This is a genomic window from Mesorhizobium sp. BR1-1-3 (genome assembly GCF_020165455.1).
In the GTDB taxonomy this organism is placed as follows: Bacteria; Pseudomonadota; Alphaproteobacteria; order Rhizobiales; family Rhizobiaceae; genus Mesorhizobium; species Mesorhizobium ciceri.
Genome location: NZ_JAIUIC010000001.1, coordinates 285,765 through 309,574, shown reverse-complemented (window position 1 = coordinate 309,574; position 23,810 = coordinate 285,765). Strand labels below are relative to the sequence as shown.

The following is a 23,810-nucleotide window of genomic DNA, read 5'->3' as shown; positions in this document are numbered from 1 at the left end:
CAAGCTCCGGAATGGCACAGCAACGGCACCAAAGCGATTTGAGCGCCGAATCCACGTCGGCAAGGCAAGGTTCGCGCATCCTCATTGTCGAAGACGATCTGGAGATCGCACGCATGCTGGGCGACACGCTCACCGACAACGGCATGACTGTGGAAATTGCCGAGAGCGGCGTCCAGATGAATGCCGCGCTTCGCACCCAGAAATTCGATCTCATCGTGCTCGATGTCATGTTGCCGGGCGAAAACGGTCTCAACATCTGCCGCCGTCTTCGTGCCGCAACCAACATTCCGATCCTGATGCTGACCGCGCTCGGCGAGGAAATCGACCGCATCTTCGGGCTGGAAATCGGCGCGGACGACTATGTGACGAAACCGTTCAGCGCGCGTGAACTGACGGCCAGGATACGGGCGCTGCTGCGCCGTACATCCTATGATCCCGACGAGCGGGACTGGTCGAAGGTGCTTCGTTTCAACGGCTGGCGCCTTGATCCCATACGCCGGCAATTGCATGACCCCAACAATGCGCGGGTGACGACCACGACGCATGAATTCGACCTGTTGCTTGCGTTTTGTCGCAACGCAGGCCGGGTTCTCTCCCGTGAGGAACTTCTGGGCGTAACCCATGCCGGGCTCGCGGGGCCGATCGAGCGTAGCGTCGATGTCCATATCAGTCGAATCCGCAGGAAGATCGAAAAGGATGCGCGCGATCCGGTGCTTTTGAGGACCGTTCGGTTGGGTGGCTACATCTTCACCGCGACGGTGGAGGAAGCATGAGGGATTTCATCCGCCGTTTCTTGCCACAGTCCGTGCGTGGGCAGTTTGTGGCAATCATTTTCATCGCGGTGATCGTGATCATGTTCGTCGGTTCGGTCGTCGAGAGTTTCATAGAGAACGCCGATCTTCCCGCCGCGGAAGATAACGCCGGGCGTGCGGCCGTTGTTGCTGCCTTGTTGCAAGAAACCCCGGCGCAGGCGCGTGGCGCAATTCTGGCGACAGCAAAGCGGGCCGGCTTTGATTTCGAGATATTGCCCAAGGACCAGATACGCGGCATTGCCCAATCCTATCTGCAATGGCGAAGTGTCGAATGGCTTTTGCGTATCGACAGGGGGACGGTTGAGGGACGCTGGATAAGGGTCGGCGGCCGATACGCGTTTGTCATCGACCTCGACCAGCAGGACGTCCTGGCCCATTTCGGCATGCCCGATTCCTGGCTGACATCGGGCCTCGTCCGTGCCTCGTTCTACAGGTTCATGGCTTTCGTCGCCTTGCCCGTGCTGATCTGGCTGTTTGCGGTTTGGGCCGTGACGGATCCGTTGAAGCGCATCTCGGCGGCAGTCGGTTCGGCCGAGATCGAGAATGGCGACCAGCTCTTCGTCGAACACGGCTCCATTGAAATGGTGGGGTTGGCGCGCGCCCTGAACAGGATGAGGACGCGTATCCGCACGATGATCGAAAACCGCACGCGCATGTTGCGCAGCGTCAGTCATGATCTGCGCACGCCTTTGACGCGGCTGCGGCTTCGCGCCGAGCGCATGGATGATGGCCCAATCCGAACCGCAATCCTGTCCGATGTCCAGCACATCGAAATCTTGATCGACGAGACCCTTACCTACCTGCGCAACGATGTTTCGACGGAGAAGCTGCAGCGCGCCGATATTGCCAGCGTTCTGCAAACCGTCTGCGCCGAATTCTCCGATGTCGGATTTCCTGTCTCATATTCCGGGCCGGACCGGCTTCTGGGCTGGTGCAAGCCCAATGCATTGGCGCGTGCGATCGCCAATCTTTGCGACAACGGGGTCAAATTCGCCGGCAATGTCACGGTCGCCTTGACGGCGACCGGCACGGCGGCGCGCATCACGGTAGGGGACGACGGGCCGGGTATTCCGATGACGGCACGTGCCCGTGTTTTCGAACCATTCTTCAAGGAAGATGCGTCGCGCGGCATTGCGTCGAAGCATGGCTTCGGTCTGGGCCTCTCGATCGTTGCCGACATCGTCCAGGGGCACGGCGGCAGGATCGAATTGGAGGACAACCAGCCCAGCGGACTGGTCGTTACCATCGACCTGCCGAATGCCGCGGATGTGCAGTCGGCATAGACGGCCTCCCGCCGGGTAAGGTGCGCTCTAAGCCGGCAGGCCGGGGCGATCGAGCTTTTTGGGCGACAGCGTGAAAATCTCGCACCCTGTGTCGGTCACGCCGATCGTGTGCTCGTACTGCGCCGACAGCGAGCGGTCGCGCGTTACCGCGGTCCAGCCATCCGACAGAACCTTCACGTGCGGCCTGCCCAGATTGATCATCGGCTCGATGGTGAAGATCATGCCTGGCCGCATCTCGACGCCTTCATTGGCGCTGCCGTAATGCAGGATGTTCGGCGCGTCATGGAACAACTGGCCGACGCCGTGGCCGCAGAAGTCGCGCACCACCGAGCAGCGCTCGCCTTCGGCAAAGGTCTGGATGGCGGCGCCGATGGCGCCGGTGCGGGCGCCCGGCCTGACCGCCGCAATGCCGCGCATCAGGCATTCATGCGTGACTTCGAGCAGCCGCTCGGCGGCGCGCTTGATCGTGCCGACCGGATACATGCGCGAAGAATCGCCGTGCCAGCCGTCGAGGATGTAGGTGACGTCGATGTTGACGATGTCGCCATCCTTGAGCGGCTTGTTGTCGGGAATGCCATGGCAGACGACATGGTTGATCGAGGTGCAGGATGATTTCGTGTAGCCGCGATAGTTGAGCGTCGCCGGCAGCGCGCCGTGGTCCATGCCGAATTCGAAGACGAAGCGGTCTATTGCTTCGGTGGTGACCCCGGGCTGGACCATCGGCACCAGCTCGTCGAGGCAGCGCGCGGTGAGATCGCATGCCTTGCGCATGCCGGCAAAGCCGTCCTCGCCATAGAGGCGGATCTGGCCGGTATTTCTGAGCGGGGCCGTGGCAGCGTCGAGATAGGTGACCATTTTGTCCGTGTAGCGGGTAGGGCCCTGCAAGAGAGCCGACGTGAAGATCTCCCCAGATTTGGCACTTGAGGGCAAAAGGTTCAAGGAAGAACTGCCCGATGCACCCGCACAGTTCGAGATATTCGCCTTGCATGGGCGGTTCAGCGACCCAAGTGACGACACATTTCTGGGCCAAAAGCCGGTCAAAGCAACTTTTGACGACGAACGGCGTTGCTGCGGTGGCGCCAGTTCGGGAGACAGGAAATGGACAGACTGCAATTCGAGGTGCCGGTGCGCATAGCGCCCGCGCCCGGCCTGCCGGTCGAGGAGATCTACGGCGTCGAACAGGCGCTCGATTTTCTCCAGGACTGGCCTGCGCGCCGTCAGGGCCCGATCTACCAGAAAGCCTTCAACGCCTGCTTTGGGGCCACGGTAGACGTGGTCAAGACCGAGGATGCTTGCCGGGCGTTCATGGCGTTTTGCCGGGCCAGCGGACTGATGGCCAGGGATATGATGACGCCGCGCAAGCGCGGCGGTGAGGCGAGGGCGCTCCAGGCCTAAGGGCCGCCGCCGTTTCGCCTGCCCCCCACTGCAACCAATGAAGCGCGTTTGACGCACAGGCGATGTCGCGAGCGTATCGTTGCGTCCCAGCACCCACGTCAGCGCCGTTAAGCTTCCGTTTCCACCTTCCCGGCTACGCCATTGCTTGTTGGCAATGGTTGATTCGTTGCGTCAGTCTCATGGTTCGGAAGATGTCCCCAGAAAAAATCCGTGCATTCCCGATCGACCGTCAGGTATTCTTGGTCAGAGAGGTTGCTGCCAAGCTCGGCAACCTGCATGGCGAGACCGCCACCTCGTTCTGGAGGGCCAAGGCGTCGGAGTTGCTCGATCTTGTGGTCGGCTCCGGCAGGGACAGAACAGCAGCCAGCGATGAAGTGCGCAGGTTTTTCCAAGCCGTGCAAAGAGAGATGTCGGCCGGGGTGGTTGCGGAGCCGATGCCGATTCTTTCCGCTTGAAGAAAATCCTGCACAGCTTTGGCTTCCCACTGCATTCTCCAACAGTGCGAGCAGCAACACATCGGTGTTTGCTGCCTTCGACGGCAAGTTCGCTGATCGGGTGCGAACCCATGGCTGCCTATCGCAGGCGGATGCTCTAGGACATCGATGCTCTCTCTCGCCGCCTCCCGCTGGCCCTAGCCCTTCTCGCTTGCCAGGAAGTGCGCTCGCGCGTTGATCAGCCAGCGAAGCACTTCTTTTTTGAAGCCAATGGACCACTGCTCAAAAATGCACCGAACTTTTTAGCCATTCGTTCATTTATGCGTGCTTTCTAATCTAAGCCATGGCCTTGAATAGCTTCACCCGTGTTCGGCTTGTAATGGACGCCATGCGCCGGAGCACGGGCGCAAATGTCGCCACCATTTTTGCCCTCACCTTGCCGGTCGTTGTCGGCGCTGCGGGCTTCGGCGTCGAGACCTCCTATTGGTACTACAACAGCCTGAGATTGCAGGCGACGGCCGATGCAGCCGCCTATGCCGGAGCGCTCGAACAGATTTCGGGTTCCGACAAGCCGACGATCGTCGCGGCTGCGACCCAGTCCGCGGCGTCGAACGGGCTGGGCTCGGGCACGATCGTCGTCAATACGCCGCCCGCGTCCGGACCGAATACGGCGAAAAAAGCGGTCGAGGTGATCGTCGGCCAGAAGCTCGACCGGATGTTCACCCTGATCTTCACACAGGAAAAGGTTCCCGAACAGGCGAGGGCGGTGGCCGTCATTACCGATGCCTCGAGTGCTTGCATGCTCGCGCTCGATCCGTCCGCGTCGCAGGCGGTGCTGTTTTCCGGCAGCACCAGCGTTAAGCTCACCGGCTGCTCGGTCATGTCCAATTCCATCGCCTCCGACGCCATCAAGCTTCAGGGCGCGGCCGGTCTGCAGGCCGATTGCCTGATATCGGCGGGCGGTGTCTCTCTCAGCAATCCCGTCACCACCGTCTGCGCGGCCCCGATCACCCAGGCACTGCCCGCCGGCGATCCCTTTGTCGACCTGCCGGCCCCGGTGGCCGCGACCCCCTGCCTGAACGACAACAAGGCGACGCTCGGTCCAGGCACCTATTGCAGCGGCATGAACCTGAAGGGCAACGTCACGCTTTCGCCCGGCGTTTATGTCGTCCAGGGCAATCTCAAGATAAACGCCAACGCGGCCATCACCGGCGCCGGGGTGACCATCTTCATGTCCGGCAGCTCGACCGTCAGCATGAATGGCAATGCGTCCGTGAAGCTCAGCGCGGCGACTTCGGGCACCTACTCAGGCGTTCTGTTCTACGGCGACAGGACCGGCATGAGTGCATCCAGCACATTCAACGGCACAGCGGACTCGCTTTTGACCGGGGCCATCTATTTCCCCAAGCAGCAAGTGAGCTATCTTGGCAACTTCTCGGGCAATGGCGGCTGCACCAGGGTCGTCGCAAATACGATTCAATGGTCCGGTAATTCAACCATCAATCAGGATTGCTCGAGCCTCGGAGTGCCCAACATTCCAGCCGCGCGGTCCGTGGCACTGTCCGAGTAGCTCCGTGGGGCGCCGGTCGATGCCGATCCTTGGCGATGATTCGGGCGTTGCGGCGGTCGAGTTCGCGATGGTGCTGCCCATTCTGTGCCTGGTGCTGCTTGGTATTCTGGACGGCTGGTCCTACATAACGAGTTCACTGTCGATGCGCGCCGGTGTGAAGACGGCCGCGAACCTGGTCATGAGCGGATCGACCGATGATGCGGCGACCCAGGCCCTTGCCATTGCGAGCTGGGAAAATCGGCCGGAAGACGGCCAGGTCACGCTAAGCCACATCCGTATGTGCGGGACGACCGTGGTCGACGCTTCCACCATGTGCAGTGGGCCCAAGGTGCCGTCGATCTATGTCCAGATACAGGCATCGGGCACCTGGGTGCCGCCAATTGCCTTCGGCGCCTTTGCCGCTCCCACCGTCATCGGTCACCAGGAGATGATCCGTGTCCGCTAGGGTAAGCGCGTTGCGGCGGGATCGATCGGGCGGGGCCGGGCTGGAGTTCGCGCTGATCGCCCCCTTCCTTGTCATGCTGCTGTTCGGAATATTCGCCTTTGGCTGGTCGATGCACTCGGTCTCCAGTGTTCGCTACACGCTGGAGACGTCAGCGCGCTCGCTGCAGCTTAAGAACACGCTGACCCAAGCCGACATTCAATCGATCGCCACGCAGAAATTGCAGGCCTTGGGGTTCAAGGACGTGAACGTCACCATCGCCATCGACCCGGTGAGCGGCGGCTTCCGCATGGCGCATCTGACCGCCGCCTATGCCTTCGTCATCGACTTCCCCTACTTCAGTTCCTTCCCGATCAACTACGCGACAACCGTTACCGTGCCGCTGCTTGGCAGCGGCTAGGCTGTGGCCTGATAACCTCGCGCGCTGGGGCTCTGCCAATGCACCGGTTTGGCGGTCGTGGCGCAAGCTTGGCACTCGGCCTGCTTTTTATGGCGCGGGGCTAGCTAATATATTCGTTAGTGCTAATATTAAGATTACGTTACGTCATGTCCGACCATCTGTCGGGTGCAATGTGGGGGTTCCAATGAGAGTGGCTGTATTGTGCGCGGCTGTTGTTTTCGCTGCGACCGGTGTCGCTGTTGCCAAGGAAAAGAAGGCGGCGGTCAGTGACGCTGCCGCCTTGTGTTCCACGAAACCGTCGGCCAAGAAGCCCGTTGCAAATCTGGACTGCGGTTTCACCGGAACCGCCAAATCGGAAGATAGCGGCGCAAAGGCAGAGCCGCGTCTCGGATACGACTCCAATCCGTGGATCATAACAGGCTTTTGACTTTGCACTGTCGGATGCCGGTTGAAGCGCTGAAGAGGGTCGTCTTGAGCGGCGCGCGACCCGTTCTCAGGTAGGCTCCCGCACGCAAACCAGGCAAATAAATACGGACTTGCCACTCCGGGCTTCGCCCCGTTGTCGCAATGCCGTGAAAGCCCAACTCGACCGTGCAATAAAAAGCCCGCCACGGGGGCGACCTGCGGCGGGCTCTTGGAGCGGCTACATCCCTGAGGAATCGACCACTTTGTAGCAGGATTATGACCCGTGTGGCCGCGTTGGCCTATGGTGTGATCGCGGAAGACTGCGCGTCAGTTGAAGAGAGCAGCAGAGAGCCAAGCGAAATTGCCGACATTGGGAGGGAGGTTTGCGCCAAACGCAAATTTTTCTGGTACGCCCAAGGGGAATCGAACCCCTGTTACCGCCGTGAAAGGGCGGTGTCCTAACCGCTAGACGATGGGCGCGCTCAGACGAAGCGGCTTATACTGGCGTTGTGCGCAACCGGCAACCCGTCAGGTGCCACCTTGGACAACTTTTTTCCAGGCCTGCCAAATCAACGGTTTGCCGAGGGTTGGCAGGCTTTGACGATTAGCGGCGACACCCATCGTTTCGTCATCCACGGGCGGAGCAAGGAGCGCTCCGTCGCGAAGACCCGAGGATGACGAAGTTGGGGACGCTTCGGCCTATCTCGAATGTTCAGGAGGCTGGAACGATATTGCCGGAACGGCCTTGGCGGCTGACAGGCGTAGGCCGTCAAATAGCGCTGCTAGCCGTCACCGCCGCTGCGCCGGCGGCAGCGCCAGTTCCAGTCGCGCTCGGGACCGACGTCGACGTGAACCGATTCTGTGTGGCAGTATGTGCCGACACCGCCGCGACCGGGCATGCTTCTGATGTAGCTCGCCAGTTCCCATTTCGAAACGCCGGGAACCTGGATGTCGGCGGCGGCGCAATACATGTGCAGCGAATTCTTGGCGCCGTTGGCGCGCCGGTTGCGGGCCGGGTCGCGATAGCCTGACGTCACCGTCATCTTGCGGCCGTAGTGGCCTTCGATCGTCTTCAGCACGCGCACCAGCGACGGCTTCAGGCAGGCCACATCGACGCTTTCGTTCTGCTTGAGCAGCCCGTTGGGCGCCAGCCGGGCCATGCCGGCGGCGGACGCAACCTGATAGGAGCCGCCCACTGGCCCCTCATCCTCGTTGAGGTCGACGTCGCTTTCGTCATCGAGGCCCGACTTGCGCTTGATCTCGAACAGGGCCGTCTGGCGCACGCCGGGCAGGGCATCGCTGCCGGTGATGTGACCGCTATCGCCACCGAGCGAAGCCAGCTGTACCGGCTTGGCCGTGGAATTGGCCGAGGCAAGCGTGATGATCGGCTTTGCCGCTGCTGGCGTCGCTTTTGCCTGCGCCGGGGGCTGCTCGCCCGTCCGGGCGTTGCTGATGAGGGGGGCTGGTGTCGCCGAGGCTGGCGTTGCGCCAAACATCGAGGCGAGGAAGCCTTTCTTCTTTGGTGCTTCGGCCTGCGGCATCTCGCCAGCCGTCACATAGACCGGGTTGTTCATGGCCGGAGCGGCAGCGGGCTTCGGCGCCGCCACGTCGCCGTCGGCCGCGGCGATCTGCTGGGCGACCGCATCGGTCTGCTGCGCGGTCTGTGCCTGCTGCGTCAGCGACTGCGGCGTGTTTCCAACGATGGTTTCGGCGCCCGCCGGCATGGTCAGCGGAAAGGCAGCTCCCGGTTTGGACACAGGCACATAGGCGACCTTTTCAGGCAGCGCCGTGTCGCTTGCCGTCATCACGGTCGTCTGCTCCGTCGTGACATCAGACGAATCGGAGGCGGCGATCGCCTTGCCGCTGGAGGCCGCGCTTACGTCCGATGCGGTGGCATTGTAGCCGGGCATTCCGACCGACATTGCCGGGTCGCCAGCCGAAGTGCAGGAGGCCAGAAGCAAGGAGCAGAGCGCTGCCACAATGGCGCGGCGTTCTCCCTTTGCGAGGCTCCATCCTGCTGATTTCAAAGTCAAATTCCCCCTCGATGTCCGGTCGGTATATCTTGGCGCGGCATGCATGCGTCGCTGCCAAGGTGACCTTTGTCTCCGATCCGGAAACGAGACCTGTGTCAAATCCGCAAGCCTGGAAGTATTTTTGCAGTGATTGCCGAATTACGGCCGCTTGATGGTTGACGACACCATTTCGCCCGCTTTTGGCGGCCCGTCAACTCACCACACATTACAGTCCGTTACACACGGACCTTCACATAGGTGCCCGGAGCATCACCCAAAGTTTTCATATGCTTGCCCGGTTTGCGGGCAGGCACGCGGGTGTTGTCCTTGGCCTCTATCCAGCCTTGCCAGTGCGGCCACCAGGATCCTGGATGGTCGGTGGCATTGGCTATCCACTGGCTGAAGTCGCCCGTCGGCGTAGCCCCGGTCCAATACTGGTATTTGTTGGATGCCGGCGGATTGACGACACCGGCGATATGGCCCGACCCCGCCATCACATACTCGACCGTGCCGCCGAAATATTTCGAGCCGAGGAACACCGAAAGCGCCGGCGCGATGTGATCTTCCTTGGAGGCAAGGTTGTAGACCGGGATGGTGATGTCGCCGAGCGAGACCGTGCGGCCCGCCAGTTCCATCGTGCCTTGCGAAAGGTTGTTCTCAAGATAGCAGTTGCGCAGGTAGAAAGAGTGGTTGGCTGCGGCCATGCGGGTGGAATCGGCATTCCAGTAGAGCAGGTCGAAGGGCAGGGGATCCTTGCCGCGCATGTAGTTGTTGACGACATAGGGCCAGATCAGGTCGCCTGAGCGCAGCATGTTGAAGGCGGTCGCCATCTTGGTGCCGTCGAGATAGCCCTTTTCGCTCATCGACTTTTCCACTGCCGCGACCTGTTCTTCGTCGACGAACACCTTCAGGTCGCCGGCATAGGTGAAGTCGACCTGCGTGGTGAAGAAGGTCGCCGACTTGATGCGGTCGTCGCCCTCTTGCGCCATCAGCGCCAGGGCCGCCGCCAGGAGCGTGCCGCCGACGCAATAGCCGATCGCGTTGACGTCGCGTTCGCCGGTGGCCTTCTCGACCGTGTCGAGGCCGTATTGCAGACCCTCGCGGATATAGGCTTCCCAGCTCTTGGTGCCGTGGCGCTCGTCCGGGTTGACCCAGGAGATGACGAACACGGTGTGGCCCTGTTCAACCGCCCAGCGAATGAAGGATTTCTGCGGGTTCAGATCGAGGATGTAGAATTTATTGATCCATGGCGGGCAGATCAGCAGGGGCCGCTTGAGCACCGTCTCGGTCGCCGGTTCGTACTGGATGATTTCGGCGACGTCGCTGCGGCCGACCACCTTGCCGGGAGTGGTGGCGATGTTCCTGCCGATCTCGAAGGGCGAGTAGTCGGCCTGCCGCAGCTTCAGGTCGCCCTTGCCGGCGGCGATGTCCTCGGCCAGCATCTTCATGCCGCGCACCAGGTTTTCGCCGTTCGAGGCGACGGTTTCGCGGAACAGTTCCGGATTGGTCAGGATGAAATTCGACGGCGAGATGGCGTTGGACACCTGCTTGACGTAAAAGCCGGCCTTGTGGCGGGTGTGCTCGTCAAGACCTTCGGCGTGCTCGACCAGATCGGCCGCCCAGCGCGAGGTGACGAGATAGGCCTGCTTGAGGAAATCGAAGAAGGCGTTGCGGCCCCATTCCGGGTCGAGGAAGCGTTTGTCGCCGCGCTCCGGCTTGACCGCGTCTTCGGTGTCTTGCGCGGCGTTGCTGGTGCGCTGAATGGCGTTGGCCCAGACTGTCATATAGCCGGAGAACAGCCGCGTCTGCGCTTCCAGCGCGCGCTGCGGATCGGCAAGCCAGTATTCGCTGAGCTTGGAAAAGGTCTTCACCATATCGACGACGGGTTCGGCCACATGGTCGCGCACGTCGCCTTTTTCACGCGGCTCGGCCCAGGCGGAAGCGGCCTTGCCGGCCTGCTCGATCATGCGCGCCATGTTCAGGGCGAAGCGTTCCGGGTCCTTCACCAGATATTGCTCGACGGTCGAAGGCTGGTCATCTTCCGCTTTGCCCGAATCGGGTGTTTTGGACATGGTTGGCGGGGTTCCTCCCGAGGCCTTTTCTTGACATATTAACATGGGACATCCGACCGGGCCAATCTCGCTCTACCTCGGCTGCCAAGGAAACAATATGACGATTAATATTGGCGAGACTGTTTTTTTCGGTTCCGGACGTTTTTGCCGCATCGGCGCGGCGATCGTCCTCATCGGCATTGCCGGGTGCTCGAGCACCAACACGAATGGCCCGACGCCTGTCGCTGTGGGTGCGGGACCGAAGGATACCGGCACCTTCCCGAACCTGAACATCAAGCCGCAAGTGGCGGCGCCGCAGTTCACCGAAGCCGAGAAGAACGCCAAGCTCGCGCAATTGAAGGCGGATGAGAATGCGCAGGCGGCAAAGGGCGGCGGCCCCAAGGTCGCCAACCAGGCGGCGCTGACGGATCTGGCCAAGAAGCATGGCGACGAAACGCTGAAGCAGATCGAAGCCAAATGCGACCCCGCCCTCGACCCTACCTGCAAATAAGTATATAGCGCGCGCCCAACACCCCTTCGCTGTCTGGAACTGCCATGGAAGAATTTCACAAGGTTCGCCGGCTTCCGCCTTACGTGTTCGAGCAGGTCAACCGGCTCAAGGCCAGCGCCCGATCGCGTGGCGCCGACATCATCGACCTCGGCATGGGCAATCCGGACCTGCCGACGCCCAAGGCTATCGTCGACAAATTGTGCGAGGTCGTGCGCGACCCGCGCACGCATCGCTATTCCTCGTCGCGCGGCATTCCGGGCCTGCGCCGCGCCCAGGCCGCCTACTATGGCAGGCGCTTCGGCGTGAAACTCAATCCCGACACGCAAGTGGTGGCCACGCTTGGCTCGAAGGAAGGCTTTGCCAACATGGCGCAGGCGATCACCGCGCCCGGCGACGTCATCCTGTGCCCGAACCCGACCTATCCGATCCATGCCTTCGGCTTTATCATGTCGGGCGGCGTCATCCGCTCGCTGCAGGTGGAGCCGGACGACGGTTTCATCCCGGCGCTCGAGCGCGGTGTCAAGCATTCGATCCCGAAGCCGCTGGCGCTGATCCTCAACTATCCGTCGAACCCGACAGCGCTGGTCGCCTCGCTCGATTTCTACAAGGATGTGGTCGCCTTCGCCAAGAAGAACGACATCATCATCCTGTCCGACCTTGCCTATTCGGAGATCTATTTCGACGGCAATCCGCCGCCTTCGGTGCTGCAGGTGCCTGGCGCGATCGACGTTTGCGTCGAATTCACCTCCATGTCGAAGACCTTCTCCATGCCCGGTTGGCGCATGGGCTTTGCCGTCGGCAACGAGCGGCTGATCTCGGCGCTGACGCGGGTGAAGTCCTACCTCGATTACGGCGCCTTCACGCCGATCCAGGTGGCGGCGGCACACGCGCTCAACGGCGACGGCGCCGACATCGCCGAGGTGCGCGACATCTACCACAAGCGCCGCGACGTGATGGTCGACGCCTTCGGCCGCGCCGGCTGGACCATTCCGGCACCGGCGGCATCGATGTTCGCCTGGGCGCCGATCCCGGAGCCGTTCAAGCATCTCGGCTCGCTCGAATTCTCCAAGCTGCTCATCGAACATGCCGACGTGGCCGTGGCGCCCGGTGTCGGCTTCGGCGAGCATGGCGACGAATTCGTGCGCGTTGCTCTGGTCGAGAACGAGCACAGGATCCGGCAGGCGGCGCGCAACATCAAGCGCTTCCTGTCGACCAGCGCCAAGCAGCCCAACAATGTCGTGCCGCTCTCCGCTCACCGGTAAGCTTGCCGCACGCAAATTCGATCTGACTTTGAGGGACGTCGCCGGACATGGCTGAAGCATTGCGTGTTGGAATTGCCGGCCTCGGCACGGTCGGTGCATCGGTGGCGCGCGTGCTGCGCGACAAAGCGGTGGAACTGACCCGCCAGTGCGGCCGTGACGTGATCGTCACCGCCGTCTCCGCGCGCGACCAGAAGCGCGATCGGGGCGTCGATCTGAGCTCTGCAAAGTGGTTCGACGATCCGGTCAAGATGGCCCAGACCGCAGAAATCGACGTGTTCGTCGAACTGATCGGCGGCGACGAGGGCCCGGCGCGCTCATCGGTGAAGACGGCACTCGAAGCCGGCCGTCACGTCGTCACCGCCAACAAGGCGCTGCTGGCCAAGCATGGCGTGGCGCTGGCCGAGATCGCCGAGAAGAAGGGCGTGCTTCTGAACTACGAGGCGGCGGTGGCGGGCGGCATTCCCGTCATCAAGACGATGCGTGAGGCGATGGCCGGCAATTCGGTCACCCGCGTGTTCGGCATCCTCAACGGCACCTGTAACTACATCCTGACCCGCATGGAGGCCGAGGGCATCTCGTTCGATGCTTGCCTGAAGGACGCGCAGCGGCTGGGCTATGCTGAGGCCGATCCGACCTTCGACATCGAGGGCCACGACACGGCGCACAAACTGTCGATCCTGACCAGCCTTGCCTTTGGCACCAGGATCGCCGCCAACGACATCTACATGGAAGGCATTTCCAACATCACCCAGGCCGACATCCGCGCGGCCGCCGATCTCGGCTACCGGATCAAGCTGCTGGGTGTCGCCCAGCGCACCGAGAGCGGTATCGAGCAGCGCGTGCATCCGACGATGGTGCCGACCGCATCGGTCATCGCGCAGGTGCATGGCGTCACCAATGCGGTGGCGATCGAGACCGACATTCTGGGCGAGCTGCTGCTGTCCGGCCCCGGTGCGGGCGGCAACGCCACCGCATCGGCCGTCATCGGCGACATCGCCGACATCGCCAAGAGCCGGCCAGGCTTCCAGCATGGTCCGGTCTTCGGCCGGCCGGCCAAGGAGCTGAAACCCTACAAGAAGGCGCAGATGCGCAGCCATGCCGGCGGTTATTTCATCCGGCTGACCGTGCACGACCGCATCGGCGTGTTCGCGGCAATCGCCAAGCGCATGGCCGACAATGACATCTCGCTGGAATCGATCGTCCAGCATGCAGTCAACGGCGAGGCGGCGGCACAGAAGACGGTGATCCTTGTCACCCACGAGACGACGGAGGCCGCCGTGCGCAAGGCGGTAGACGGCATCACCAAGGACGGACATCTGACCGACAAACCGCAGGTCATCCGCATCGAACGGGCAGGGTAGCTTTGTCCGACACTCGCGCGGGACAAGAATTCCGCAGGCATTGAAGTCCGGTCTGGAGGCAGGCAGCCGCCACAGACCGGAACGAATTCGCGTCGACGCCGTTCTCTTGGTCACCAACCAGAGGAACCGCTTCATGGCTGACACCAACAAATCCGACACCCCCGATATCGACGACGTCCAGAAGACGCTGGAAAAGCAGATTGCCGAACTGCGCAAAGAGATCACCAAGATCAACAAGAGCATTTCGGCGCGGGGCGCGGAGATGCTCGATGACGCCAGCGAACAGGCGTCCGAGTTGTACGACACCGCGGCGAACCGCGCTTCGCGTACGGCGCAACAACTGCGCAGCCAGGCCCAGGCTGTTTCGGAAGTCGCGCGCGAGAATCCTGGTACGACGACAGCTTTGGTCGGCGTGATCGGCCTGCTCGGCTTTCTGGCCGGCTTCGCCATTGCTCAGTCGACGAACGATACCTCCCGCCGCTGGTATTGACCGCAGCGCAATAGGGCCGGGCTTCCGGCCTTTTCTATTGTTTTCAGCAAATCACTTTTAAGGAGGACACCATGGCTTCATCAGCGTTGATCGGCATCCTGATCACATTCCTCGTCATCATCCTCGTTCTCTATCTGGTCCAACGCCTGCCGCTCGATGGCCGGATGAGACAAATAGTTCAGGTCATCGTCATCATCATCGGCATCATTTCGTTGCTCAAATACCTCGCGGTTTTTTAGGCCGCGAAGGCCGCCATTCTCACCGTTTTAAGACTGGCCCGGCGCGTGGCGATCAGGCCGGTCGTGTTTCAAGACGTAGTTTAATCGATTGATATTGTTGGATATTCGATAATATTCGTGGCAGGTCTTGCCGTTGTCATGCTCGTTTGACAAAACAGGCCCGCCTCCGGCGGGAGGCCGCATTGCCAACGAGGAAATCACCAGATGAATGTGGCCCAGAACATCGTCGCCGGCCTTGACCGGATACTCACCATGGAACTGGTGCGCGTCACCGAACGGGCCGCCGTCGCGGCCGCCAGGCTGCGTGGGCGCGGCGACGAAAAGGCGGCCGACCAGGTCGCCGTGGATGCCATGCGCCAGGAACTCAACCGGCTTTCCATCAGGGGCACGGTGGTGATCGGCGAGGGCGAGCGCGATGAAGCGCCGATGCTCTATATCGGCGAAGAAGTCGGCTCCGGCAAAGGTCCGGCGGTCGATATCGCGCTCGATCCGCTCGAAGGCACGACGATCTGCGCCAAGAACCTGCCCAATGCGCTCGCCGTCATCGCCATCGCCGAAAAGGGCAGCCTGCTGTTTGCGCCCGATGTCTACATGGACAAGATCGCCATCGGTCCGGGCTATGCGGACGGCGTCATCGATATCGATGCCTCACCGGCCGAAAACATCGCCAGCCTCGCCCGCGCCAAGGGCGTGGCTATTTCGGACATCACCACCTGTATCCTCGACCGGCCACGTCATGCCAAGCTGATCGATGCCGTGCGCGCCACGGGTGCCGCGATCCGGCTGATCGGCGACGGCGATGTCGCCGGCGTCATCCACACCACGGATCCGGAAGAAACCGGCATCGATATCTATCTCGGCACTGGCGGAGCACCCGAGGGCGTGCTGGCCGCCGCCGCGCTGCGCTGCACCGGCGGCCAGATGCAGGGCAGGCTGATCCTCGACACACCGGAAAAGGTTGCTCGCGCGGCAAAGATGGGTATTTCCAATCCGAAACGGGTCTATCGGACGGAGGACATGGCGCGCGGCGATGTGCTGTTTGCGGCCACCGGTGTCACCGACGGCAACATGCTGGCTGGCGTCAAGTTCGGCCACAATTACATCACCACCCACACGATCGTGCTGCGCTCGTCGTCGCGGACGGTGCGCGAGATCAAGGCACGCCATCAGGACCTGGATAAGTTCTGACGCTTGCTTGCGAAGCCACCTTGCAATTGTTAGCCATTCGGGCGCACCCGATATTGGCTGCAAGGATTTGACGATGAAACCGTTCGACTGGCACGCGGATCCGATCTCGCGCGCCACCGCCATCACGCAGTCTTATCGCAACACCCAGAATGTGCGTCGCTTTCTCATCCGGGAATGCAGCGACGCATTCAGCTTCGACCGGCCTTTCATGGCCTGGCTCAAGGACGGTGTGGAAAAGACGATGGGCGATGCGGCCGACGAATGGCTTCGGCGCCAGGCTGAAAAGCGGAAAGCGCAGTTTTCTTGACACTTCCCGGACGGCGCACACCGTGAATCGCTTGGCTTTGCCTGCCTTTGGCCTATAGAGCGTCGCATGAACGTGACACGCTTTAAATTGTTGCCAATACAGGTCGTCGCCCCAAAACCGCTGCGCACTTTTGGGCGACATGCACTATCGTGCGGCCAACGATGAGTTGGCAAAGCGTATGACCGGCGAAAAGCGCCTCTTCCTCGATGTCAGGCAGTCGGTGTCAGGGGTTTCCTGGGAGCACCGGCTGACCGAGCGGCAGGACATGATCGCGCTCGCCATCGCGCAAGGCTACGGGGTACCCGATATCGTAGCACGGGTGCTTGCCGGCCGCGGCGTCACCGCCGAGCAGACCGAGCGGTTTCTCGATCCGACGATCCGCGATCTTCTGCCGGATCCGGCATCGCTGACCGACATGGACAGGGCGGCGGCCCGGATCGCCGCCGCGGTGATGGCCAGGGAAAAGGTGGCGATCTTCGGCGACTATGATGTCGACGGCGCCGCCTCGTCGGCCTTGCTGAAGCGGTTCCTCACGCATTTCTCGGTGCCGTCGGAAATCTACATCCCGGATCGTATTTTCGAAGGTTATGGCCCCAACCCCGACGCCATGCGCGAACTTGTTTCGCGTGGCGCGACACTGATCGTCACCGTCGATTGCGGCACCAACAGCGCCGCTTCCATCGATGCCGCCAATGAGGCCGGGGCCGATGTAGTGGTGCTCGACCACCACCAGGTCGGCGGTGCCTTGCCGGCGGCAATCGCTGTCGTCAATCCCAATCGCGACGACGACCTTTCCGGGCAGGGCCATCTCTGTGCCGCCGGCGTGGTCTTCCTCGCCCTTGTGCAGACGGCCAGGATCCTGCGTAGCCGCATGGCCGATGCTACGCCGCCGGACCTGCTTTCGCTGCTCGATATCGTGGCATTGGCCACCGTTTGTGACGTGGTGCCGCTGACCGGCGTCAACCGTGCCTTCGTGGTCAAGGGGCTGCAGATGGCGCGCCAGCAGAAGAACGAAGGGCTCGCGGCACTGGCACGGGTGTCGCGCATCGGCGAGCCGATCAGCACCTTCCATCTGGCCTATCTGATCGGCCCGCGCATCAATGCCGGCGGACGCATCGGCGATGCCGCACTTGGCAGCCGGTTGCTTGCGACCGACGACCCGGTCGAGGCGCGCACCATTGCCGAGACGCTCGACCGGCTCAACCAGGAACGGCAGCTGATGGAGCAGGAGATGCTCGCGGCGGCGCGCGCCGAGGCCGATGCAGAGCTCGCCGGCGGCAATGGCCCGGCGATCGTCGTCACCGCCAGCAACAGCTGGCATCCGGGCATCGTCGGTTTGCTCGCCTCACGGCTGAAGGATCATGCCCGCCGGCCGGCCTTCGCCATCGCCTTCAACGCCAACGGCATCGGCACCGGCTCGGGCCGCTCGGTCTCGGGTTTCGACCTCGGCCGGCTGGTGCGCGAGGCGGCCATTGCCGGTCTGATCGTCAAGGGTGGCGGGCATGGCATGGCGGCGGGCATCACCGTCGAGCGGGCGAGGCTTGGTGAGCTCAGGGCGTTTTTCGAAGAGCGGGCGGCAGCCGACGTGTTTCGCCTGCAGGGCGAGGAAAGCCTGGCCATAGACGGTGCGCTTGCCGCTGAAGGCGCGACACTCAGCCTGCTCGACGCGCTGGAACAAGCCGGACCTTTCGGTGCCGGGCACGTGGCCCCTGTTTTCGCGTTGCCGCGCCACCGGTTGGCCGATGCGCGGCCGGTCGGCACCAATCACATCCGCGTCGAGCTGCAATCGGAAAGCGGCGGCCGGATCCAGGCGATCGCCTTTCGCGCCGTCGATACCGCGCTTGGCGAATTCCTGTTCAAGAACCGGGGCAAGACAATCCACGTCGCCGGTTCGCTCTCAGGAAATTACTGGAACGGCAACCGCACCGTTCAGTTTCGTATCACCGATGCGGCTCGTGCGTAGGTTTTGATCAGGCGAGAACTGTCTGCAGCCGGGTCAGTTCGCCGATCTGCGCCATCGTCGCCTGATAGCCGAGCTTGATCGCCTCGTCGGCGCGGTGGAACTCGGTCAGGCCGATATGGCTGAGCTTCGGCTGCAGCGACATGTCGGGCGGGTCGCCGGCAAGCCTGGCGCGCGAAATGCGGTCCTGAATGATGTTGAAGGCCTCGACCATGACGCCGGTGATGCCGAGCCGCGTCTGATGCGACTGGCGCTCGGCGTCGATCTGGCCAGGCCGCGGCGCGTCCTTTTCGACGACCAGTTCGCCAGCGCTGTGCTTGATGACGGCGGCACGGCCGAACAGGTCATAGTGAAGGTTGACCGCCACGACGAGCGGCTGCTCGTAGGCGCGGCAGACCGAAACCGGTACGGGGTTGACCAGAGCGCCGTCGACCAGCACGCGGCCGTTGCAATTCACCGGCTCGAACACGCCGGGAAGCGCATAAGAGGCGCGCATGGCGGTGATCAATGAGCCGCTCGACAGCCAGATTTCGTGGCCCGTGCGGATTTCGGAAGTGACCGCGACGAACGGCTTGGCAAGGTCCTCGAAACGAATGCCGGCCATGTGCTCGCGCAGCCTTGCATCGAGCTTCATGCCGCCGAACAGGCCGCTGCCGCGCAAATTGAGATCGAGCAGGCCGAAGATGCGGCGCTTGGTCAGGCTGCGGGCGAATTCTTCGAGCTCGTCCAGTTTGCCGGCGAGATAGCAGCCGCCGACCAGCGCGCCGATCGAGGTGCCGGCGATCATCGATACTTCGATGCCGGCTTCATCCAGCGCGCGCAGCACGCCGATATGCGCCCAGCCGCGGGCGCACCCGCCACCCAAGGCGAGCGAAATGCCTGTTTTCTTCTGGGAGTTCGTTTCGGACGCGCCGCCTGACGAGGACAGGCCGTTGGCCTCCCTGACATCTGGTCTGTTACGCAATGACGCCCACTCGAGCATCATAATCTCCCTTGTCCCACGGCTACTATACGAGCGGGGCGTATCGAAATGATGAATCTGTGTCGTTGGTGTCAGGCAGAAGGTTCAAGCTGTTGGTTTCCGATACGTGTTTTCCGCATCGAACAGCGGCTTGCTGCCGTCGATGGCAAGCGTCCCTTTGCCGTCGACCAGCCCCACCGTCCGATAAAAGCATGAACGCCGGCCAGTGTGACAGGTTGCGTCGTGGCCCAACACTTTGACGCGCAACCATATGGCATCCTGGTCACAATCCGTGAGCATCTCGACGACATGCTGAAAATTGCCTGATGTTTCGCCCTTTTTCCAAAGCGCGCTGCGCGAGCGCGACCAGTAGTGGGCGATGCCGGTCTCAAGCGTCAGTGCCAGTGCTTGCGCGTTCATATGCGCAACCATCAACAGCATGCCGTCCGCGGCGTCTGTCACGACGACCGTGACCAGCCCGGCTGCATCGAAGCGCGGCGAAAACACCGCGCCTTCCTCGAGAGCCTTCTTGTCCGACGGAGCTTTTGGAAATTCCAGTGCCGACATCGCCGGTCCTTGTTTTGATGGCCGGCGAGGGCCGATCAGACCCCGCCGCCGCGCACCATGGTGACGAAACGGACCTGCTCTTCGGGCGTGTCCTTGAAAACGCCGGTGAAGGTCGAGGTCAGCGTGGTTGATCCCTGCTTGCGGATGCCGCGCATGGCCATGCACATGTGCTCGGCCTCGATCATGACGGCGACGCCGCGCGGATTGAGCACGTCCTGGATGACGCCGGCGATCTGCGCCGTCAGCGCCTCCTGGGTTTGCAGGCGGTGGGCGAAGATATCGACGACACGCGCGATCTTGGACAGGCCGACGACCTTGCCGTCCGGAAGATACCCGACATGCGCCTTGCCGATGATCGGCACCATATGGTGCTCGCAATGCGAATGGAATGTGATGTCCTTGACGATGACCAGGTCATCGTAGCCGGCGACCTCCTCGAAAGTGCGGCCGAGCTCGTCGGCCGGGCACATGTCGTAACCACCGAACATTTCGCGAAAGGCCTTTGCCACCCGCTTCGGCGTGTCGACCAACCCTTCGCGGTCCGGATTGTCGCCGGTCCAGCGCAAAAGCGTGCGCACGGCGGCTTCGACTTCGGCTTCGCTTGGCCGGTCGGTGACCGGCTTTTCCATATAGGCTGACTGTGGCATGAGCTTCTTGATGACGGCATCCATAAAGGCGTCTCCCGTAGTCCCTCTCGGCGGAGGAACGAGTTGAACGGACCACGACCTTTCGGTGTCGGAAACTCGCCCCGTTTCCAGCCCCGTAAGCGGCGTGAACTTCCCGGCAAGGACATTGGCTTTCGTCGTTCTTGTCGATACCGGACTGCCAGCATTATATAAGGTCATAGCGAGCGAAAGGAAGACACGACAGCGGCAATCGCTGTTCGCTTGGCGGCGACGGATTGGAAAATTATGATAAACGACGTCTACAACGCGAAAATTCTCGGTTTTGCCGGAAACATCGCCCGCATCGGCCGTCTTGATCATCCTGACGCGACCGCCAAGGCGCACTCCAAGCTATGCGGTTCGACCGTCACCGTCGACCTCAAGATGCAGGACGGCGTGGTCACGGATTTTGCCCATGACGTGAAGGCCTGCGCGCTCGGCCAGGCGTCGTCATCGATCATGGCGCAGCATGTCGTCGGCGCGAGTGCCGAGGAATTGCGCGCGGTGCGCGACACCATGCTGAAGATGCTCAAGGAAAATGGCGCCCCGCCGGACGGCCGCTTTGCGGATCTCAGATATTTGGAGCCGGTGCGCGACTACAAGGCGCGGCACGCTTCGACCATGCTGACTTTCGATGCCGTGGTCGACGCGATCGGCCAGATCGAGAAGAAGCGCGCCGAAGAAGCGGCCTGACCTTGGGATTTGGCCGTCCACGGTGCGCAGGCTTCGCGCAGGCGCTCCAAAATCTTTGCTGCCACGGCTTGGTATTTGGCTGGACAGGAACCGGGCCAGAAGGGTTTAAGCCTGCGCTTCCAGCGCCTGCCTGCTTTCGGCAAATTCACTTCTGAGCCAGTCGGCGAACGCGGCGGCCGGCTCCGAGAGGTCGTGCAGGTTTCTGGCCACCAGCCAATAGGCGCCGGATGCGACGTCGATGTCGAACGGCTTGACCAGCGCGCCGGATGCGATTTCCCCGCCGATCTGCAACAGATCGCCCAATGCCACGCCATGTCCGAGCAAGGCGGCCTGCTTTGAAAGCGACGCATCCGCCAGCATCGGCCCGCGCGCGGGCACGGCGTCGGCGGGCACGCCGGCCGCTTCGAACCAGCGCGCCCAGCCCTGGCGGTTCTCCTCGTGCAAAAGCGTGTAGCGGCCAAGATCGATTGGCTTCCTGAGGGCAGGGCCAGAAGCAAGCAGCGCCGGCGACAGGACCGGCGAATCGACCGTCCAGGCAAGCCGCTCGGCCTGGCTGCGCGGCCACGAGTCGGCATGCGCGCTGAAGCGCAAGGCAAGCTCCGGCTGATCGCTGCGGAACTCGATCAGCCTTGGATCGACTTCGAGGGAGACGTCGATGTCGGGCCGCAATTGGCGAAACCGGTTGAGCCGGGGAACCAGCCACACGGAGGCAAGCGACGGCTCGACACTGACGCGGACCACGGACTGTGCCGGTGTCGCCACCAGATCGCCAAGCAAGGTATCGATGGCGTCGAAACTTCTGACAAGCTGATCCAGCAGACGCCGGCCGGTGTCGGTCAGTTCGACTCGTCGATGGTGACGTTCGAACAAGGGTCGATGCAGGAAGATTTCGAGCTCGCGGATCTGCCGGCTGATCGCCGCCTGCGAGACGAAAAGCTCCTCGGCGGCCCGGCTGAAGCTCAGATGCCGGCCCGCCGCCTCGAAGCTCCTCAATGCCGTCAGCGGCAGGCGCCCACGCTTCATTTCGCATAACCCAGGATTATCCGAAGTGGAAATTATACTCGTTTGAAGGCGAAGGCCAGCGGCGGTCTAATCCATGTCAAAGGAGACCGACCATGATCCAGTTGCTGAGCATTTTTGGCGATGTCATGCGGATCGCGACGTTTCAATGGCGTGACGAAAAGCAGCATTCAAAGCGCCGCGAGGGGCCGGCCAGTCGTGGCCGCTGGGCGCCGTCGGCTGACAGGCAGCCGTTTCGCCGTTCCCGTCCGTGATGGCGGGGGCGCGAAAGGAGCGGGGATTGCGTTCTCCGGCGGAAGTCCACATCTATCGCCTGGGAAACGCGATACGGAGACTGTGGTGCGCGACCAGCATGGGCATGCGCATATAGACGGGTCGCAAAAACGCGGCCGCAACTGGCCCGGCCCCTGGCGCAAGACGCCAGGCCGTCTCCTCGGCACGTCGCTCGTGCGCCTCTACCAGCTGACGCTGTCGGGCTTTGTCGGCAATTCCTGCCGGCATCTGCCGACCTGTTCGGAATATGCGCATGAGGCGATCGCCCGCCATGGCCTGTGGGCCGGCGGCTGGATGGGATTCTTCCGCGTGCTGCGCTGCGGGCCATTCGGCACGCATGGCATAGACCTGGTGCCGGAGGCGCTTGCGGATCGCTATCTCTGGTTCATGCCCTGGCGGTACTGGCGGATCGGCAGCAAGCGCGGCAAAGCGCAGGAATGATGGCCGGGGGAGAGCAGGTTTACGATCCGGTAGGGTTAACAACAGCCTGCACAAAGACTGCGCATTTGAGACAAAATCGAGACAAGAGACCCCGCTAAGCCGCTCGCGAACCCCCTTCTGGAGCGAGCAGAAAATGCGAAATTTCGACCGTCTTCCCTTCATCTTTGCCGGGATTCTGTTCCTGCTCGCCTGGCTGCTGGGATTTCCGTTGCGCGCGCAATCGGCGCCGCTGGGGGATTTGCAGTGCACGGTGATCGCCGATGCGGCGAGCGGCAAGACGCTTTACCAGGACGGAGTGTGCGACCAGCGGTTCAGCCCGGCCTCGACGTTCAAGGTGCCGCTGTCGCTGATCGGCTATGACAGCGGGATACTGAGCGACGAGCATACGCCGGCGTGGGACTACAAGCCGGAGTTCAAGGCGGTGAAGCGGGACCAGAAGACCGTCGATCCGGTGATCTGGGAACGGGATTCGATCGTCTGGTTCTCCCGTGAAATCACCAGTCGGCTCGGGCCGGAAAAATTGGCTGGCTATGTCTCCAAATTCGGCTACGGCAATGCCGATGTTTCCGGCAATCCCGGCAAGAATGATGGTTTGACCCAATCCTGGATAAACTCCTCGCTCAAGATCACGCCGGTCGAGCAGGTCGATTTCCTGCGCAAGCTGCTGGCCCGCAAGCTGCCTGTCTCGGCCAGGGCCTACGACATGACATCAGCCATCATCCCGACCTTCCAGGCCGGAGGCTGGACGGTGCAGGGCAAGACCGGAAGCACCAGGCTGCGCAACGATGCCGACAAGGTTCAGGACAAGCGCTCGCTTGGGTGGTTCGTCGGCTGGGCGAACAAGGATGGCCGCCAGATCGTCTTTGCGCGCCTTGTCGTCGACACCGATCGGACCGATATGCCCAAAGGCCTCAAGACCCGGGCCGCGTTCCTGAAGGACCTGCCGCTGCTCATCAAATGAAGTCTGACATTTGAGCCGGGCTTTACGGCGGCGGAATCTGTCCATAAAAGACAGCCGCTGCCGGACGCATCCGGCCTACTCTTTGCATGTCGTAACCCCAAAATCGC

General features: G+C 62.2%; 26 protein-coding genes and 1 tRNA gene. 19 read left to right on the top strand and 8 right to left on the bottom strand.

What is annotated here, in order from left to right:
• The first annotated feature begins 11 nt into the window (after positions 1-11).
• A complete protein-coding gene (locus tag LB559_RS01490; RefSeq protein ID WP_063172019.1) occupies positions 12-773 on the top strand; it encodes a response regulator in 762 nt (253 codons plus the stop codon).
• Positions 770-2,095, top strand: coding sequence for a sensor histidine kinase (locus tag LB559_RS01485; RefSeq protein ID WP_063172020.1), 1,326 nt, complete (start codon positions 770-772; stop codon positions 2,093-2,095). Before LB559_RS01490 ends, LB559_RS01485 begins: the two co-directional genes overlap by 4 nt.
• Before the next feature lie 27 nt (positions 2,096-2,122).
• Here the strand turns inward: LB559_RS01485 and map are convergent, their stop codons facing one another.
• On the bottom strand, positions 2,123-2,950 hold the full coding sequence (gene map / locus LB559_RS01480; RefSeq protein ID WP_013532002.1) for a type I methionyl aminopeptidase: 828 nt from the start codon (positions 2,948-2,950) through the stop codon (positions 2,123-2,125).
• 243 nt (positions 2,951-3,193) lie between these two features.
• Here map and LB559_RS01475 point away from each other — a divergent pair, with 243 nt between their 5' ends.
• The 5 genes from LB559_RS01475 (at position 3,194) to LB559_RS01455 (ending at position 6,336) form a co-directional block, all read left to right on the top strand.
• Complete coding sequence (locus tag LB559_RS01475) at positions 3,194-3,490, top strand: DUF982 domain-containing protein (RefSeq protein WP_013532001.1); 297 nt, start codon at positions 3,194-3,196, stop codon at positions 3,488-3,490.
• A 191-nt stretch (positions 3,491-3,681) separates the two neighbouring features.
• Positions 3,682-3,945, top strand: coding sequence for a DUF6074 family protein (locus LB559_RS01470; protein WP_013532000.1), 264 nt, complete (start codon positions 3,682-3,684; stop codon positions 3,943-3,945).
• A gap of 322 nt (positions 3,946-4,267) precedes the next feature.
• Entirely contained in the window at positions 4,268-5,494 is a 1,227-nt protein-coding gene (locus tag LB559_RS01465; protein WP_063167868.1) for a pilus assembly protein TadG-related protein, read from the top strand.
• Between the two features lie 19 nt (positions 5,495-5,513).
• Complete coding sequence (locus tag LB559_RS01460; RefSeq protein WP_064995340.1) at positions 5,514-5,939, top strand: TadE/TadG family type IV pilus assembly protein; 426 nt, start codon at positions 5,514-5,516, stop codon at positions 5,937-5,939.
• On the top strand, positions 5,929-6,336 hold the full coding sequence (locus tag LB559_RS01455) for a TadE/TadG family type IV pilus assembly protein (RefSeq protein WP_013531997.1): 408 nt from the start codon (positions 5,929-5,931) through the stop codon (positions 6,334-6,336). The genes LB559_RS01460 and LB559_RS01455 overlap by 11 nt, the downstream gene beginning before the upstream one ends.
• An 810-nt stretch (positions 6,337-7,146) precedes the next feature.
• Here LB559_RS01455 and LB559_RS01450 read toward each other — a convergent pair.
• The 3 genes from LB559_RS01450 to phaC form a co-directional block, all read right to left on the bottom strand.
• Positions 7,147-7,221: transfer RNA gene (locus LB559_RS01450), tRNA-Glu, on the bottom strand.
• Positions 7,222-7,523: 302 nt separating this feature from the next.
• Positions 7,524-8,774 carry a YcbK family protein gene (locus LB559_RS01445; protein WP_224672896.1) on the bottom strand — a complete coding sequence of 417 codons (1,251 nt, stop codon included), beginning with the start codon at positions 8,772-8,774 and terminating at the stop codon, positions 7,524-7,526.
• 215 nt (positions 8,775-8,989) lie between these two features.
• Positions 8,990-10,825, bottom strand: a complete 1,836-nt coding sequence (gene phaC, locus LB559_RS01440) for a class I poly(R)-hydroxyalkanoic acid synthase (protein WP_063167870.1) — start codon at positions 10,823-10,825, stop codon at positions 8,990-8,992.
• A 97-nt stretch (positions 10,826-10,922) separates the two neighbouring features.
• On the opposite strand from phaC, the gene LB559_RS01435 reads away from it, so the two are divergent.
• The 8 genes from LB559_RS01435 (at position 10,923) to recJ (ending at position 18,125) form a co-directional block, all read left to right on the top strand.
• Positions 10,923-11,315 (top strand): hypothetical protein, encoded by a 393-nt coding sequence (locus LB559_RS01435; RefSeq protein ID WP_013531992.1) that lies wholly within the window; start codon positions 10,923-10,925, stop codon positions 11,313-11,315.
• Positions 11,316-11,359: 44 nt separating this feature from the next.
• Positions 11,360-12,577, top strand: a complete 1,218-nt coding sequence (locus LB559_RS01430; RefSeq protein WP_013531991.1) for an LL-diaminopimelate aminotransferase — start codon at positions 11,360-11,362, stop codon at positions 12,575-12,577.
• A 47-nt stretch (positions 12,578-12,624) separates the two neighbouring features.
• Positions 12,625-13,938: a homoserine dehydrogenase gene (locus LB559_RS01425; RefSeq protein WP_224619397.1), complete on the top strand. Its 1,314-nt coding sequence runs from the start codon at positions 12,625-12,627 to the stop codon at positions 13,936-13,938.
• Positions 13,939-14,071: 133 nt separating this feature from the next.
• Positions 14,072-14,428, top strand: a complete 357-nt coding sequence (locus LB559_RS01420) for a hypothetical protein (protein WP_064995483.1) — start codon at positions 14,072-14,074, stop codon at positions 14,426-14,428.
• A 71-nt stretch (positions 14,429-14,499) separates the two neighbouring features.
• A complete protein-coding gene (locus LB559_RS01415; protein WP_013531988.1) occupies positions 14,500-14,667 on the top strand; it encodes a Thivi_2564 family membrane protein in 168 nt (55 codons plus the stop codon).
• A gap of 204 nt (positions 14,668-14,871) precedes the next feature.
• Positions 14,872-15,855: a class II fructose-bisphosphatase gene (gene glpX, locus LB559_RS01410; protein WP_013531987.1), complete on the top strand. Its 984-nt coding sequence runs from the start codon at positions 14,872-14,874 to the stop codon at positions 15,853-15,855.
• Positions 15,856-15,928: 73 nt separating this feature from the next.
• Positions 15,929-16,162 carry a DUF6434 domain-containing protein gene (locus tag LB559_RS01405; RefSeq protein ID WP_127367031.1) on the top strand — a complete coding sequence of 78 codons (234 nt, stop codon included), beginning with the start codon at positions 15,929-15,931 and terminating at the stop codon, positions 16,160-16,162.
• A gap of 178 nt (positions 16,163-16,340) precedes the next feature.
• On the top strand, positions 16,341-18,125 hold the full coding sequence (gene recJ, locus LB559_RS01400) for a single-stranded-DNA-specific exonuclease RecJ (RefSeq protein ID WP_013531985.1): 1,785 nt from the start codon (positions 16,341-16,343) through the stop codon (positions 18,123-18,125).
• Between the two features lie 7 nt (positions 18,126-18,132).
• On the opposite strand, the gene LB559_RS01395 is transcribed toward recJ, so the two are convergent.
• The 3 genes from LB559_RS01395 to folE all read right to left on the bottom strand — a co-directional run bounded on the left by LB559_RS01395 (position 18,133) and on the right by folE (position 20,321).
• Entirely contained in the window at positions 18,133-19,104 is a 972-nt protein-coding gene (locus tag LB559_RS01395) for a patatin family protein (protein WP_063173662.1), read from the bottom strand.
• An 84-nt stretch (positions 19,105-19,188) separates the two neighbouring features.
• Positions 19,189-19,650 carry a phosphoribosyl-AMP cyclohydrolase gene (hisI, locus tag LB559_RS01390; protein ID WP_013531983.1) on the bottom strand — a complete coding sequence of 154 codons (462 nt, stop codon included), beginning with the start codon at positions 19,648-19,650 and terminating at the stop codon, positions 19,189-19,191.
• A gap of 35 nt (positions 19,651-19,685) precedes the next feature.
• On the bottom strand, positions 19,686-20,321 hold the full coding sequence (folE, locus tag LB559_RS01385; protein ID WP_013531982.1) for a GTP cyclohydrolase I FolE: 636 nt from the start codon (positions 20,319-20,321) through the stop codon (positions 19,686-19,688).
• 240 nt (positions 20,322-20,561) lie between these two features.
• Here folE and LB559_RS01380 point away from each other — a divergent pair, with 240 nt between their 5' ends.
• Positions 20,562-21,008: an iron-sulfur cluster assembly scaffold protein gene (locus LB559_RS01380; protein WP_013531981.1), complete on the top strand. Its 447-nt coding sequence runs from the start codon at positions 20,562-20,564 to the stop codon at positions 21,006-21,008.
• 105 nt (positions 21,009-21,113) lie between these two features.
• On the opposite strand, the gene LB559_RS01375 is transcribed toward LB559_RS01380, so the two are convergent.
• A complete protein-coding gene (locus LB559_RS01375) occupies positions 21,114-22,031 on the bottom strand; it encodes a LysR substrate-binding domain-containing protein (protein WP_224672895.1) in 918 nt (305 codons plus the stop codon).
• Positions 22,032-22,123: 92 nt separating this feature from the next.
• On the opposite strand from LB559_RS01375, the gene LB559_RS01370 reads away from it, so the two are divergent.
• The 3 genes from LB559_RS01370 to blaOXA all read left to right on the top strand — a co-directional run bounded on the left by LB559_RS01370 (position 22,124) and on the right by blaOXA (position 23,703).
• Positions 22,124-22,282 carry a hypothetical protein gene (locus LB559_RS01370; protein WP_082827388.1) on the top strand — a complete coding sequence of 53 codons (159 nt, stop codon included), beginning with the start codon at positions 22,124-22,126 and terminating at the stop codon, positions 22,280-22,282.
• An 85-nt stretch (positions 22,283-22,367) separates the two neighbouring features.
• A complete protein-coding gene (gene yidD, locus LB559_RS01365) occupies positions 22,368-22,742 on the top strand; it encodes a membrane protein insertion efficiency factor YidD (protein ID WP_027162584.1) in 375 nt (124 codons plus the stop codon).
• A 133-nt stretch (positions 22,743-22,875) separates the two neighbouring features.
• Positions 22,876-23,703 (top strand): class D beta-lactamase, encoded by an 828-nt coding sequence (gene blaOXA, locus LB559_RS01360; RefSeq protein WP_013531977.1) that lies wholly within the window; start codon positions 22,876-22,878, stop codon positions 23,701-23,703.
• The last annotated feature ends 107 nt before the right edge of the window (positions 23,704-23,810 follow it).

What these genes read in the sequence shown, in the direction of transcription:
- LB559_RS01460 (WP_064995340.1), top strand. Translation starts at nt 5,514, where the DNA reads ATGCCGATCCTTGGCGATGATTCGGGCGTTGCGGCGGTCGAGTTCGCG.
- LB559_RS01435 (WP_013531992.1), top strand. Translation starts at nt 10,923, where the DNA reads ATGACGATTAATATTGGCGAGACTGTTTTTTTCGGTTCCGGACGTTTT.
- LB559_RS01375 (WP_224672895.1), bottom strand. Translation starts at nt 22,031, where the DNA reads ATGAAGCGTGGGCGCCTGCCGCTGACGGCATTGAGGAGCTTCGAGGCG.
- LB559_RS01395 (WP_063173662.1), bottom strand. Translation starts at nt 19,104, where the DNA reads ATGCTCGAGTGGGCGTCATTGCGTAACAGACCAGATGTCAGGGAGGCC.
- blaOXA (WP_013531977.1), top strand. Translation starts at nt 22,876, where the DNA reads ATGCGAAATTTCGACCGTCTTCCCTTCATCTTTGCCGGGATTCTGTTC.
- recJ (WP_013531985.1), top strand. Translation starts at nt 16,341, where the DNA reads ATGACCGGCGAAAAGCGCCTCTTCCTCGATGTCAGGCAGTCGGTGTCA.
- LB559_RS01485 (WP_063172020.1), top strand. Translation starts at nt 770, where the DNA reads ATGAGGGATTTCATCCGCCGTTTCTTGCCACAGTCCGTGCGTGGGCAG.
- LB559_RS01465 (WP_063167868.1), top strand. Translation starts at nt 4,268, where the DNA reads ATGGCCTTGAATAGCTTCACCCGTGTTCGGCTTGTAATGGACGCCATG.
- LB559_RS01370 (WP_082827388.1), top strand. Translation starts at nt 22,124, where the DNA reads ATGATCCAGTTGCTGAGCATTTTTGGCGATGTCATGCGGATCGCGACG.
- LB559_RS01425 (WP_224619397.1), top strand. Translation starts at nt 12,625, where the DNA reads ATGGCTGAAGCATTGCGTGTTGGAATTGCCGGCCTCGGCACGGTCGGT.
- LB559_RS01470 (WP_013532000.1), top strand. Translation starts at nt 3,682, where the DNA reads ATGTCCCCAGAAAAAATCCGTGCATTCCCGATCGACCGTCAGGTATTC.
- map (WP_013532002.1), bottom strand. Translation starts at nt 2,950, where the DNA reads ATGGTCACCTATCTCGACGCTGCCACGGCCCCGCTCAGAAATACCGGC.
- LB559_RS01430 (WP_013531991.1), top strand. Translation starts at nt 11,360, where the DNA reads ATGGAAGAATTTCACAAGGTTCGCCGGCTTCCGCCTTACGTGTTCGAG.
- LB559_RS01415 (WP_013531988.1), top strand. Translation starts at nt 14,500, where the DNA reads ATGGCTTCATCAGCGTTGATCGGCATCCTGATCACATTCCTCGTCATC.
- LB559_RS01380 (WP_013531981.1), top strand. Translation starts at nt 20,562, where the DNA reads ATGATAAACGACGTCTACAACGCGAAAATTCTCGGTTTTGCCGGAAAC.
- folE (WP_013531982.1), bottom strand. Translation starts at nt 20,321, where the DNA reads ATGGATGCCGTCATCAAGAAGCTCATGCCACAGTCAGCCTATATGGAA.
- LB559_RS01490 (WP_063172019.1), top strand. Translation starts at nt 12, where the DNA reads ATGGCACAGCAACGGCACCAAAGCGATTTGAGCGCCGAATCCACGTCG.
- glpX (WP_013531987.1), top strand. Translation starts at nt 14,872, where the DNA reads ATGAATGTGGCCCAGAACATCGTCGCCGGCCTTGACCGGATACTCACC.
- hisI (WP_013531983.1), bottom strand. Translation starts at nt 19,650, where the DNA reads ATGTCGGCACTGGAATTTCCAAAAGCTCCGTCGGACAAGAAGGCTCTC.
- LB559_RS01405 (WP_127367031.1), top strand. Translation starts at nt 15,929, where the DNA reads ATGAAACCGTTCGACTGGCACGCGGATCCGATCTCGCGCGCCACCGCC.
- phaC (WP_063167870.1), bottom strand. Translation starts at nt 10,825, where the DNA reads ATGTCCAAAACACCCGATTCGGGCAAAGCGGAAGATGACCAGCCTTCG.
- LB559_RS01420 (WP_064995483.1), top strand. Translation starts at nt 14,072, where the DNA reads ATGGCTGACACCAACAAATCCGACACCCCCGATATCGACGACGTCCAG.
- LB559_RS01475 (WP_013532001.1), top strand. Translation starts at nt 3,194, where the DNA reads ATGGACAGACTGCAATTCGAGGTGCCGGTGCGCATAGCGCCCGCGCCC.